Genomic DNA, 13,016 nt, shown 5'->3' with positions numbered 1-13,016 from the left:
GAGATGACGGATCGGGATCCGAACAAGCACGAGGACGTCAGCGCGCTCTTCAAGCCATTTCAGCTGAAGGGGCTGACGCTCAAGAACCGGCTCGTCATGGCGCCCATGACGCGCCAGAAATCGCCGGGGAACGCGCCCGGCGAGCCGAACGTCGCGTACTACGCGCGGCGCGCGGCCGGCGGCGTCGGGCTGATCCTGTCGGAGGGGACGGTCGTGGAGCGGCCGGGCAAGCTCCACCTGCGCGACGTCCCGCACTTCTACGGGGATCGGGCGCTGGACGGCTGGAAGAAGGTCATCGACGCCGTGCACAGCGAAGGGGGGAAGATGGCTCCCCAGCTGTGGCACGTCGGGCTCACGACGCGAGATCCGAACGGCTACGAGCAGCCCGCGGATCTGGAGGGTCCGGCGAACATGTCCCGCGAGGACGTGCAGGCCACCGTGCGGGCGTTCGGCAGGGCGGCGGGGGACGCGAAGCGCCTCGGCTTCGACGCCGTCGAGCTGCACGGCGCCCACGGGTACCTCATCGATCAGTTCTTCTACGAGGCGACGAACCAGCGCACCGACGAGTACGGCGGAAAGACCCTCGGCGAGAGGACGCGCTTCGCCGTGGAGGTCCTCAAGGCCGTTCGCGAGGCCGTCGGGCCGGAGATGGTGGTGATCCTCCGCCTCTCGCAGTGGAAGGTCGGCGCCTACGATCACAAGATGGCGAAGACACCGCAGGAGATGGAGCAATGGCTCTCGCCGCTCGCGGACGCCGGCGTCGATATCTTCCACATGTCCCAGCGGCGTTACTGGGAGCCCGAGTTCGCCGGCTCCGACCTGAACACCGCGGGGTGGGCGAAGAAGATCACCGGCAAGCCCACCATCACGGTGGGCTCCGTGGGTCTGTCGGGCGATCTCTTCGGGAATCTTGCGGGCGAAGCCTCCGTGCCCCGGGGGCTCGGTGAGCTCGTGCGCCGCCTCGAGCGCGGGGATTTCGATCTGGTCGCCGTCGGGCGCTCCTTGCTGAGCGACCCCGCCTGGGTGGAGAAGATCGAGGCGGGGCGCACCGCCGAGCTGTCGAATTTCACGAGGGAGAGCCTCGGCACTTACTTCTGAGGTGGATCATGAAGATTGCCATTGTGGGCGCTGGTAGGATCGGAAGCACGTTCGCGTTCCAGCTCGCACGGGCGGGGCACGAGGTGACGGTGGTCGCTCGTGGGGCGCGGCTCGCGCAGCTGCGGCGGGACGAGGCCATCGTGACCGCCGCGGGGGAGCGCGCCGCGGTCGGCGTGAGCGCCGCGCTCGACGAGGCGACGGCGTGGGACCTCGTGCTCGTGACGGTGCTCGCGCATCAGGTGGACGAGGTGCTCCCCGCGCTGTCCGCGAGCGCGGCGAAGACGGTGATGTTCATGTTCAACACCTTCGAGCCGCTCGGCCGCCTCCGCGACGCCGTGGGCGCGGCGCGCGTCGCCTTCGGGTTCCCCGCGATCCTGGCGACCCTCGATGACGGCAAGCTGACGTCGAGGATCGTCACCCGAGGCATGGTCACCCCGGTGACGGACGCGGCCTGGGCGAAGGTCTTCACGGACGCGGGCATCCCCGCCGTCGTGGAGCCCGACATGGAGAGCTGGCTGCGCACGCATGCGGCGCTCGTCGCGCCGGTGATGGTCGCCGTCGTCACCGCGCACGCGCGCCAGGCGGGCGTGTCCTGGACCGAAGCGATGGACGTGGCGCGCGCCCTGGAGGAGGGGCTCCGCGTGGTGCGCGAGCTCGGAAACACCCTCACGCCGGCGCCGATCGCGGCGCTGAGCCGCTTGCCCACGCCGGCGGCGGCCGCGCTCGTGTGGACGCTCAGCCGGGTCGAGGCGCTCCGCAAGACGGGCGCCACGGGGCCCGCCGAGCCGCGCGCGCTGATCGACGCGATCGCCGCCGCGGCGCCTGGTCAGACGCCGGCGCTGCTGGCCATTAGGCCCTGACGAGGCCGGGGCGCGCGATCGCCGGTCGGCGCTCGGCTCAGACGGGGGACAGCGACGATCTTCATGAGGGACTCCCCGACGCACCGTGGATACTGTCGGACTTGGTGCGGTGGATGTCAGATCACCGTCGCCCACCACAGCTCGTCCAGCGACAGGGCCCCGTAGTCGATGCTCCCCGAGACCTCGCGCCCAAACACCTTCTCGAGAAGCTCTGGCGCAACCTGATAGTTGCGCTCTCTCGTGGACTTGAAACGAATCCACGTGACGTCGCTCGGCAGCTCCGAACGCGGAACGTCGTCCCGCACTACACCTATCGGGATACGCGCACAGACAAATCCCACGATTTCCATGTCGGCGACGAGGGCCCAACCCCAATCCTCGTCGCCAGGCTCCCAATCCAAGCTGCAGACTGGAGAGTGCGCCGCCAACGCCTGAAGGGCATCGTGGACCTTCTCGTGCGATCATGCCGCCGATACCGCGAGCCCGTGCCGAAAGACATCGCTGAGATCCTGCTTCATCGAGGACGCCCCCGCGCATCGTGGATGAGACCCATTCCGGTCAGGACACGGTTGCCCACCACAGATCGTTCATCGACAGGTCTTCGTAGTTGACGTTTCGCGAGATTTCACGTCCGAAAACCTCCTCAAGAAGTTCCGGAACAATTCGGTAATCATGATCGTCCGCGGACTTGAATCGAATCCACGCCACGGCGCTCGGCAGCTCCGATAGCGGGACGTCGTCCCGGGCTGCGCCTATCGGGACACGCGCACAAACAAATCCCAAGACCTGATTGTCAGCGTCGAGCACCCGCCCCCACTGCTCGTCGAAAGGCTCCCAGTCCACCCAGGAGCCTGGAGAGTGTGCCGCCAACGCCTGAAGGACATCCTGGACCTTCTCGTGCGTCCAAGTCGTCGACGGCGCGCGGCTGTGCCGGAATACATCACTGAGATCCTGTTTCACAAAGGACTCCCCGGCGCACCGTGAACGAAACCCGTGTCGGTGCGGTAGATGTTCAGGACGTTGGTTCTCTGGCCTGTTTTATAATGCACGCCGATGAAGTCGTCGAAAACAACTCTTGCCTTTCTTCCATTGCCTGCCGTCCACAGGTTTGCCTCGTCGGCGTAAGCCGCAGCATCAAGGACGAGTTGCTTCTCGTTCACTCCGTATAAGAACTGGCTCCTGCCGTCGGCAAGGCTGCCTGCCGTATGAGGAGCCATCCCCGGCTCGTCAAGAATGTAACGGCCGTTCGTCAGCTGCCCGTGTCTGTTCCTGAAGACCCCCTTGCTGACGAGCCAACCTTCTCCCGCTGCCGCCCTCGTCGCCAAGGCTCTTCCGCTCACCGCCGTGAGCCCCTCGCCGAGCCCGACCGCCGCGCCCAGGGTGAGCACGACCGCCTTCGTCCCCGCCGCGCCCGCGGCGCGGTAGTCGCCTTCCACGGCGGCGAGGACCGTGTCCGTTCCCGCCCTCAGCGCGTGGTACAGGGGGTTCACGGCGTTCAGCGCCCCGACCACGCCGTCCTCCTTGTACCCGTCCCACATCGCAGTCCCGAACTCGTAGGCGCCGTAGCCGCCGAACGTCAGCGCGCTGAGCACCAGCGACCGTCCGAGCTCGACGGTGAGCTCGCCGAGGCCTTCCCCGACGCCGAGCAGGCCCTCGCCCACCGCGCTGCCGACCGTGCTTTGATCCGGCGTGGATGCCGCCGGTTCGGGCACGTACCCCGAGCTCGTTCCGTACACGTTCACGTCGACGGGAGGCGCGACGACGCCGACCTCCGCGGCCCCGCGCGGCTCTTCCTCGCGCGCTCTTTTCTCGCGCGGCTCTTTCTCTCGCTGGCTCGCGCTCTTCGGACCGAAGAGATGGACGGTATTCCGCGCCACGTCCACCTCCCAGCGGACCGCATGGACGGGCGGCGCCTCCGGCTCTGCTCGAAAACCGCTCGGATCCACGTACGCCAGCGGGTTGTTGAGGACGTAGCTGTACGGATTGAGGCTCTGCCCGGACAGCGGATTCGCAACGAGCGGATCCGGCGTCAAGAAGCGCCCGATCACGGGATCGTACATCCGTCCCCGCATGTTGATGAGCCCGAGCTCGCCGTCGCCCTCGTGCCCCGTGAACCCCTGCCGGACAGGGGAGCTGCCGAACCAGCCCGGAGCCCCGCTCTCCCAGCTCGGCCAGCGGCGCTTGCCCCACGCCTGGTAGCTGCGCCGCTCGTGCACGCCGCCGGTGGTGTCCGTGATCACGTCGATCGAGCCCAGGTTGTCGCGATGCAGGTACAGCGTCGTGCCCGGCGCCCCCGCGGCGCGCGTCACGAGCGCCACCTGCCGCCCGTTCACCAGCACGGAGTACCGGTGCTCGACGCTCGGCTCGCCAGCGCCCGGAGCGAGCCGGGTGACCCGCTCGTACAGGTCGCCCACGTAGAGGGTCACCTCGTCCGGCGTCGTCTTCCGGATGCGGTTCTGATCGCCGTCGTAGTCGAGCTCGATCGTCGCGCCACCGTCGAGCGTGAACGTCTCCGGCTTGTCGAACGGCGTGTACGAGACCGTCGCGCCGGGCCTCGAGATCTGGTTGCCGACGGCGTCATAGCCGTAGAACCTGTCCCCCGCCTGGACCACCGCGTGCGGCTGGTCGGGGTCGTACTCGTACGTGCCGATGCCCACCTTGGAGTCGATGTTGCCATTCGGCGCGTACGTGTCCACGAACAGGCAGCGGGGCAGATCGCGGAACTGCGAGCACCTCAGGCGATCGAGCTTGTCGTAGAAGAAGTACTCCGTCTTCGTCTGGCGTAGGTCCTTCCTGGTCTCGAGGTTGAGCCTGTCGTCGTACGTGTACGCCAGGTTCTGGAGCTCCACGGCGCCCTTCGTCGTGCGCAGGCTCTCCAGGCGGTTCTTCGTCGCGTGGTACGAGCGCTCGGTGACGACGCCGTTGCCAAACTCCTCGGTCCGGATCCGCCCGGCCCGGTCCGTCTCCTTCAGCGCCCAGTACGGATCGCCGGTCTCGGCGTTCCGCGCCTCGAGGACGTGGCCGTGCGGATCGAGCTCGTAGAGGACCGAGAACGGCTCCCCGCCGTCGCCCGCGGGGTACGAGATGAGGTTGAGCTGGTTCGAGGGCGTATAGCCGAAGGTCGTCGTGAACGTCTCGCCCTCGAACGTCAGCCGCTTCGTCTCGAGCCGCCCGAGCGGGTCATAGGAGTAGGTCGTCTTGTGATGCTCGGGGCTCTCGACCTCGGCGATCTTGCCCTTCCCCGTCGCCCCGAGGTCCCACGTCCACGTGGTGCGGTAGGTGCTATCGCTGCCCTCCTCCTTGTCGATGCGCGCCGTCATGCGGCCCAGGCGATCGTACTCGAACCAGCGCTCCCGCCCCAGCGCGTCCTTCGCGTACGTCGGCAGCCCGAACCCGCTGTAGTGCGTGATCGTCTCGCCGCGGTCGGGATCCGTGAGCTTTCGCACGCGGCCGTAAGCATCGCGCTCGGTCGTCGTCACCGCGCCGCCCGGATCGGTCACCGTCCACAGCCCGCCGAACGGTCCGTAGCTATAAAGCGTCTCCCCCAGCATCGCGTCGGTGATCGACACCGGCCGGCCGAGCGCGTCGTTCTTGATCGTGGTCGTCACGCCGCGTGGACCGTTCACCTCGACAGTCGTGCTCAGGTACGTGTACCTCGTCGTGGTGCCCCACGGCGTCCGGTGCGTCTTGATGCGGCCCATGCCGTCGTAGGCATAGTCGTCGTAGCGCAGCGCATCGCGCGGCGCGTCCTCGCCGGCGGGCAGCGATCGCCGCGCCACGCGCTCGCCCAGCGCATCGAAGACGATCTCCTGCATGACGCGCTCGTCGGCGCCGGCGCCCACGTCGGGGCGATGCGTCCACCACCGGACCGGACGCCCGAGGCTGTCGAGCTCGACAGTGTCATCGCGACCGCCGGTCTCCTGCGTTCGCACCTTCACGTTCCACTCGGTGCCGGACGCGCCGCCGTCCTTCGTTCGCGTGAACGTGGTGATCACCTCGTCCTCCTCGCCCGGCCGGATCTCCTTCGTGACCCGCCCGAAGCCGTCGATCGCCCAGCGCGTGACGAGGTGGTTCGGATCGACCAGCGCCGTCCTGACGCCGAGGCCGGGATCGAACTTCATCCGCGTGACGTGCCCCTCCGCGTTCGAGCGCGCGTACGGGAAGATGCGCTCTTCGTCGTACGAGATGCAGGAGTTGCGGCGCGCGCCGAACGCGTGCTGCCCGGCGTCCACGGCGACGCCAGCGGGTACATGCGAGCGACCTCGGTGTCGAGGCGCGTGAAGTTGCCCTCGCGCTCCGCGAGGAGGACGTGCCAGTTCGGCCATCGACCCTGCAGGTCGTGCATGAAGATGTCGGTGAGCCCATCTTGATTGTAGTCGATCGGCGTGCCGACCTCGGGCTGGAAGGGCGTGTCCGGATCCAGGTGAGTGACCTCGGCCACCAGCCTGTCCACGTTGAAGGCGGTCGAGACCCCCTCCGACAGCCGGTTCGGAGCGAGGAACCAGGTGGTCAACGGCACCTCGACGTCCTCGTACATCGCGAGCTCGTCGTCGGACATCACGATGTCGTCGAGCCCGTCACCCGTCGCGTCCATCAGCATGCTGCTGCCGCGATCGGAGGTGGGGACGTCGAGCGGCGTCGCCAGCCAGGTGAACCCCTTCGTGCCGTGGTGCCACCCGAAGCGCGTCGGCGGCTTGCACACGCCGTCCGACGCGCACTCCTCGACCTGCTGGAGCAGCCGCCGCCCTGTCGCGGGCGCGTCGTCGAACAAGAAGCGGTAATTCCGGACGAGCGCGTCGCCCGGCCCGAGCATCCGGATCTCGTCGAGGCGCCACGAGCTCCGGAGCTCCATCCCACGCGAGTAGAGCACGCGGCCCCCCCACTGCGGCTCGCCGTACACGAACTCGACGGCGCGCGTCGCCGGGGACGATGGATGACCGGTGTAATCGATCCGCAGCGGCGCGTGCTCGACGGTGTACTTCTCCGTCGGGTGCTCCGCGCTCTTGTACCGCGTGTCCATCGTGTTTCCGTAGCGGTCGCTCACGCGCGTCACCCACCACGCGCGGACGACACCGAGTTTGGCCATGACCCGGCCGCTCGGCTCGTTCCCGTACTCGATGATCCGCCCTGACCTCGTGTACGCGCGCAGGTACATCGGGCCCTTTTCCCAATCCCAGCCTTCATAGCTGGCGATCACCTTGGTGAAGGTATCGGGGAACGTGCGGTACTCCACGAGATCCCCCGCCCTACCCACCTCGACCAAACGCTTCCCGTCGAGGCAGAGCGCATCGTCTTGATCGTAATGAATGGCCCGGATCTCGCCGTCCTGCGCGATCGTGCGCGGGCATCGCGTCACCGCGGACAGCCCCGTCACGGAGAACCCCATGCCGAGCACGCCCTCTCCGCCCGAGCTGTCGTAGCTCACCGCGAGCTCCGGCTGCATGCCGGCGCGACCCGGAGGAACGGCGAGCGGCATCGTGTACGTCGCCTCGCCAGTGCTCGAGGCCGAGAAGGTCCCGCCGATCGCGCCTGCTGCGACCGTCTCGGAGCGCGGCAGGTCGACAGGGAGCTCTGTGGCGTCGTAGCCCGGGCAGATCGTGCCGAGCAGGTCGTCCTCGGGGTGGACGGGCCCTTCGATGTCGAGGTCTCCATTCAAGAGGGAGAGCCTTGGCCCGGGAGAGAGCCTTGGCTCGCGCGGCGAGTCCGAGCACGCCGCAACGGCGAGCACGCAAGCGGCGAGGCATACCCCCGCGAGCGAAAAGTGATGCTTTCGCCGGGCCGTGGCACGGCGCGACGTCGCGAAATCGTGCGTGGCCGAAGGCGCACGTGTGCGCCGTCTCCTGTGAATGCTCATGAGATATGCCTGTTCTTAAGGTTTCTCGCTGGCGTCCGGCGGCGTGAGGCACACCCGCGCCGCACCCCGTCCGCTCCGCGGTCGAGCGTCTCGCCTCGTCGTCCCCGGGCCGCCCCGAACGGGCCGTCGGCCGCGTGACGCGCGCCTATGGCAAGGGCGGGGCCAGAATGCGTGGCGACCACGCCGCGCGGCGTGAGGCAGCCGACACCGCCTCGAAGGCGGCGAGGCGGCGTCGCCCGGGACGTGCTCCATTGCGGAAGTGCGCAATCGCTTGCGGGATGACGCCACCCGGCTCCGCGCGGTGCTGCGGGCCGGGAGGCAGGCAGCGCAGCTGCCCCGCTGAGACCGGATCCGGTCCCCAGGCCATGCTCGGCTGCCCCTGAGAAACCGGATCCGGTTCCTCGGGCATGCTCAGCTGCCCCGGGCGACCGGATCCGGTTCCCCGGGCCATGCTCAGCTGCCCCTGAGAAACCGGATCCGGTTCCCCGGGCCATGCTCAGCTGCCCCTGAGAAACCGGATCCGGTTCCCCGGGCCATGCTCAGCTGCCCCTGAGAAACCGGATCCGGTTCCCCGGGCCATGCTCAGCTATCCCGCCGGGACCGGATCCGGTCCCTCAGCTCAAGCTCGACTATCCCGGCAGACCGGATCCGGTCGCGGCAGGCAGCTCAGCTGCCCCCGAGGACTGGACGAACCAACCCCCAGGCCATGATCGGCTGCCCCGGCACGCGCCGATCGCCTTGGCGGCGCCGGAGAAGGCGCCACCCTCACAAAACCAGGGCACGCGACCAAAGAAAGGCGCAGATCAGCGCAGGACCACGCGCCCCCTACTGCCCGCCGGGCACGCAGATCGCCGTCGCCGAGCCGGCGCCCATGCACGAGAAGCCCGCCGCGCAGTCGGTGTTCGCGGCGCACGGGAAGGCGCACTTGCCCACCGCCGTGTTGCACTTGTGCGTGCCGCAGACCATGTCGTTCGTACACGGGAGCGCGAGCGGGCTCGGCTGCGCCGTCGTCGCCGGAGCGGTCGTCCCCGGCTGCTGGTACTGCCCCGGCTGCTGATACCCAGGCTGCTGGTACTGCCCCGGCTGCTGGTACTGCCCAGGCTGCTGGTACCCAGGCTGCTGGTACTGCCCGGGCTGCTGGTACCCAGGCTGCTGGTTGTAGGCGTTGTACTGCTGGCTCGAGGGATCCTCGGCCTCGCTGCCCCGGCACGCGGAGGACAGGAGCCCGAGGCCTCCGAGAGCAAGGACGACCGCCGCGGCCGAGCGCACGCTGGTGAACCACATGGATCGCTTCATCAAGGTCTCCCGCAGATGCGGGGCTTTCCCCGCGTGAGCAGCGGGCCGGTGCCGACCCGCCGCTGAGATCTGAGCCCCGGCCCCCGGAGGAGCAACCGCAGGCCCTTCGCCGGCGAGCGCCGCGTCGCGGGCCCGCTGGAGGCGAGCGTACCCCCGGTCGGCGGCCACGCGCCCGCCAAAATGACGGCGCCACCGTGCGCTCACCGCGGCGCAGCGTCCTTGCAGCAACGAAACCCCTGCTCGTAGCCGTAATCCTCTTCCTTGTGGAACCCCACCGTCGGGCGGCATCGGCCGCGCATCGGGCCCCACCAGCCGCCCTTGAGCCCGCTCCGATCCGGGGACTTGCGGCCCGGCCGCACGACCCACTCGTTGATGTTGCCGTTGAGGTCGTAGACGCCGAACGGCGACACGCACGCCGGCATCGAGCCGGCCGGGACGCGCTGATCGAGCCGCTCGAGCTCCGCCTTGCACTCGGGGTGCCGCATGCACCGCTCGTAGCGGTAGAGCGTCAGCTCGCGCTGGCGGAACGGCCGGTCGATGTTGCACTTCGTCGCGTCCCGCACGAACCCGTACGTGTACGGGAGCATCTCCTCGCCCTCGCAGGCGAAGTTGAACTCGTCCTCGGTGCAGAGGCGCTTGCCGACGCCCTCGCACGCCTTGACGGCCTCGCGCCACGAGACGAGCAGCGCAGGGAGCTCGCCCTTCCTGTTGGGCCACTCGTACCGGTCGACGCAGTAACGCATCGGCGCGCGCTTCTTCGAGAGGCACGCGGTCGGCTGCCTGTACTCGAGGCAGCGCTCGCTGACGCTGGTCGAGCCCTCCACGCCGCCGTACGGGCTCTCCCGCCGCGCCTGGTCCTTCTCGTACTCCTTGTGGTGCTTCAGGCAGATCTGCTCGACAAGGGGGCAGTAGTCGCCGTCGACGAGGACCATGTCGTCCGGACACCCCGCGGAGCTGCCGGGCAGCCCGGCGTCCGACACGCCGCCGTCGGGCGACGGCGACGCGGTCGCGCCGTCGAGGGCCGCGGCGGCGTCGGGCAGCCCCGCGGCGTCGGGCAGCTCCGCCGCGGCGCCGTCGGGTGGCGCTGGCTCGGCGTCCGCCGTTGCACCGGCGCTCGCGGGCGCAGCGGGGGCCGCGGCGTCGGTCGCCGCGGGCTCGCGGCGATCGCAGCCGAGGAGCGCCGCCGCGAGGCCGCACAGCAGGACGAGGCCCCCCGCGCAGCGCCGGCAGAGGGCCCTGCGCCGCCGGCGCGGAGCGGCCGGCGGCGCGATGCAGCGGCGGCGCCGGCTCATCGGCCGGGGGCGGGGATGACCTTGAGCGGCACCCGGGTGCCGCCGCGCTCCACCTCGATCACGACCTCGCGGCCCGGCTCGAGCTCGCCGAGCGCGAACATGAAGTCGTGGATGTTGGTGATCGCGTGGGCGCCGATGCGCACGATCACGTCCCCCGCCTGCATCCCGGCGCGCGTGGCCGGCGCGTCGGGCCGCACGCCCGTGAGCTTCACGCCGGGCCCCTGGTACGCGTAGTCCGGCATCGTGCCGAGCGACGCGCGGAAGCCGCGGCGCATGCTGCGGTGAGGGTCGGCCGGCGGGTCGGTGAACGCCATCCGCGCGTCGCGCTGCGCGAGGGCGAGCGCCATCCGCGCCGCGAGCACCGCGCAGCGCGAGACGCCCGCGGCGTTGATCTTGTCCGCCGTGTCGCTCGGCCGGTGGTAGTCCTCGTGGACGCCCGTGAACAGGAAGGCGACCGGGACGCGCGACGCGGTGAACGACGTGTGATCGCTCGCGCCGAACCCCTCGACGCCGAACTGGAGCGCGAGGCCGAGCCCGCGGGCGGCGTCGTCCACGATCGGCTTCCAGTCGGGCGAGGTGCCGAGGCCGTCGACGAGGAGCTTGTCCTCCCGCATCCGGCCGACCATGTCCGCGTTGATCATCGCCACGACGGACTTCGTCCCCGCGAGCGGCGCCGGCGGGTGATCGACGAAGTGGCGCGAGCCGAGGGTGCCGAGCTCCTCGGCGCCGAACGCGATGAACAGCAGGTTGCGGTCCGGCCGCGCGGGGAGCGAGGCGAACCGCCGCGCGACCTCCAGGAGCATCGCGGTCCCGGAGGCGTTGTCGTCGGCGCCCGGGTGCACCGCGTGCACGCCGGGCGCGCGCGAGTACGAGTTGCCGCCGTGGCCGAGGTGATCGAAGTGCGCCCCGACGACGACGTACTCGCCGGCGTGCGGGGAGCCGTCCCGCGCCGGGAGCAGGCCGATCACGTTGGACGCCGGCGCCATCCGCGGGGTGACCTTGGTCGTGATCTCGACGGTGACGCCGTCGAGCGGCTTCGGCCCAGGGGCCTTCGCCGGCGCCTGCTTCGCGGCCGCGGGCTTCGCGGCGGCCTGCTTCGCGGCCTCGGGCTTCGCGGGCGGCGGAAGCCCCGCCGTCGGGAACAGCGCCCGGGCCGCGGAGCGCGTGATCACCACGGCCGGGATGCCCATGCTCGCCGCGTCGTCCGACACGCGCGGGAGCTCGTCGCCCGCCGCGACGAGGATCACGCCGGCGGCCTTGTGCTCGCGGGCGGTGCGGAGCTTGTAGCGGACGCTGCCGAAGTCGCGGAGCGCGTCGGCCGGCCGCGACGCCGGCGCGTGATGCGGATCCGCGTGCGCTGCGCCGTGCGGGTCCGCGTGCGCCGCGCCGCCGTGGGGATCTGCGTGCGCCGCGCCGCCATGCGGGCCTGCCGCCGCGCCGCCATGCGGGTCTGCCTTCGCGGCGCCGCCATGCGGGCCTGCGGCCGCGCCGCCGTGCGGGTCTGCCTTCGCCGCGCCGCCGTGCGGGTCTCCCTTCGCCGCGCCGCCATGCGGGTCTGCCTTCGCCGCCCCCGCCTGCGGCGCCGCCTCCGCGCCGCCGCCCAGCGTGGGCACGCCGTCGAGCACGACCGCGATCTTCCCCTCGATGTCGCGGCCGCCGTAGTCGTCCCAGGAGAGCGCCGCCGCGGTCACGCCGTGGCCCACGAGCACCGCGGCCCCCGAGGCCGCGCCGCTCGCGCTCCCGTCGGCCGTGACCAGCTTGCCGGCCTCGACGCTCTGCTTCCGGCCCGCGCGCTGCACCACGAGCGCCGCCGGCGCCACGTCGGCGCCGACCCGCGCCTCGAACGCCTGCCGGTACGCCTTCGCGTCGCCCCCCTGCCCGCCCAGCGGCGCGAGCTTGAGCTCAGCGAAGCGGCGCGCGATGAAGTCGGCCGCGAGCTCGGCGCCCGGCTCGCCGGTGGCGCGCCCCGCGAGCTCGGGCGACGCGAGGTACGCGACGTCCGCCTTGATCCGCGCCTCCGCGGCGGGGTCGAGATCGATCGAGGCCGGCGCGGCGGGCGCCGCGGCGGCGGCCGGCGCCGAGGCCGGCGGCGCGGCCGCCTCGCGGGGCGGCGCGGCCGGAGGCGCGCACGCCCCGAGCGCGGCGAGCAGCCCCGCGACGAGCCCCGGGCGGAGCCCCGCCGCGCGGGGCGCGCGCGCCCCGGCGCGCCCGGCGGTCACCACGGCGCGGCCTTCTGCGCCGCGCGGACCAGCTCGAGCGCGCGGCGCCCGATGTACTCCTCCACGTCGGCGGGCGCGATGTGCCTGTCCTTCGCGAAGTCGAACTCGCGCGGCTTGCCGTCGCCGAAGGTCACCCGGACGATCGCCGACTCCCGCAGGAGCTCCAGCGCCAGGCTGAACTCGCCGAGCGCGAGCCGGTGCTTGTCCTGCTCCTGCGAGAGCACGACCGGCTGCCCCTTGTCCTGCAGCCTCTCGTGCGCGAACTTCAGCGACTCGGCCCCCTGCGACACGGCCGACTCCGCGGCCGCGAGCGCCTCGGCGACCCGCTTCTTGTGCCGCGCGAGCTCTTCCGACTCGCGCTCCGCCTTCGATTTCACGGCCTCGTTGAGCTCATCAC

The 13,016-nt window shown here is 70.8% G+C and carries 10 protein-coding genes; 2 read left to right on the top strand and 8 right to left on the bottom strand.

Annotation, left to right across the window (positions count from 1 at the left end):
* Positions 1–3 precede the first annotated feature (3 nt).
* Together WME98_RS22410 and WME98_RS22405 are read left to right on the top strand one after the other, a co-directional pair.
* The gene (locus WME98_RS22410) at positions 4–1,098 is read left to right on the top strand and encodes an NADH:flavin oxidoreductase (protein WP_437953125.1); all 1,095 of its coding nucleotides are present in this window, start codon (positions 4–6) and stop codon (positions 1,096–1,098) included.
* 8 nt (positions 1,099–1,106) lie between these two features.
* A complete protein-coding gene (locus WME98_RS22405; protein ID WP_437953124.1) occupies positions 1,107–1,958 on the top strand; it encodes a ketopantoate reductase family protein in 852 nt (283 codons plus the stop codon).
* Between the two features lie 116 nt (positions 1,959–2,074).
* On the opposite strand, the gene WME98_RS22400 is transcribed toward WME98_RS22405, so the two are convergent.
* The 8 genes from WME98_RS22400 to WME98_RS22365 all read right to left on the bottom strand — a co-directional run bounded on the left by WME98_RS22400 (position 2,075) and on the right by WME98_RS22365 (position 12,996).
* A complete protein-coding gene (locus WME98_RS22400; RefSeq protein WP_437953123.1) occupies positions 2,075–2,359 on the bottom strand; it encodes a hypothetical protein in 285 nt (94 codons plus the stop codon).
* A gap of 157 nt (positions 2,360–2,516) precedes the next feature.
* Positions 2,517–2,918: a hypothetical protein gene (locus WME98_RS22395; RefSeq protein ID WP_437953122.1), complete on the bottom strand. Its 402-nt coding sequence runs from the start codon at positions 2,916–2,918 to the stop codon at positions 2,517–2,519.
* Positions 2,915–6,190 (bottom strand): RHS repeat-associated core domain-containing protein, encoded by a 3,276-nt coding sequence (locus tag WME98_RS22390; RefSeq protein WP_437953121.1) that lies wholly within the window; start codon positions 6,188–6,190, stop codon positions 2,915–2,917. The genes WME98_RS22395 and WME98_RS22390 overlap by 4 nt, the downstream gene beginning before the upstream one ends.
* Entirely contained in the window at positions 6,076–7,614 is a 1,539-nt protein-coding gene (locus tag WME98_RS22385; RefSeq protein WP_437953120.1) for a SpvB/TcaC N-terminal domain-containing protein, read from the bottom strand. The genes WME98_RS22390 and WME98_RS22385 overlap by 115 nt, the downstream gene beginning before the upstream one ends.
* Before the next feature lie 1,023 nt (positions 7,615–8,637).
* Positions 8,638–9,108: a hypothetical protein gene (locus WME98_RS22380; protein WP_437953119.1), complete on the bottom strand. Its 471-nt coding sequence runs from the start codon at positions 9,106–9,108 to the stop codon at positions 8,638–8,640.
* 200 nt (positions 9,109–9,308) lie between these two features.
* Complete coding sequence (locus tag WME98_RS22375) at positions 9,309–10,400, bottom strand: formylglycine-generating enzyme family protein (protein WP_437953118.1); 1,092 nt, start codon at positions 10,398–10,400, stop codon at positions 9,309–9,311.
* Positions 10,397–12,622, bottom strand: a complete 2,226-nt coding sequence (locus WME98_RS22370) for a M20/M25/M40 family metallo-hydrolase (RefSeq protein ID WP_437953117.1) — start codon at positions 12,620–12,622, stop codon at positions 10,397–10,399. The genes WME98_RS22375 and WME98_RS22370 overlap by 4 nt, the downstream gene beginning before the upstream one ends.
* Positions 12,616–12,996, bottom strand: a complete 381-nt coding sequence (locus tag WME98_RS22365; protein WP_020742126.1) for a hypothetical protein — start codon at positions 12,994–12,996, stop codon at positions 12,616–12,618. The genes WME98_RS22370 and WME98_RS22365 overlap by 7 nt, the downstream gene beginning before the upstream one ends.
* Positions 12,997–13,016 lie beyond the last annotated feature (20 nt).

Source organism: Sorangium sp. So ce296 (assembly GCF_051529605.1).
GTDB lineage: Bacteria > Myxococcota_A > Polyangia > Polyangiales > Polyangiaceae > Sorangium > Sorangium cellulosum_D.
This window is presented reverse-complemented; position numbering and strand designations above follow the sequence as displayed.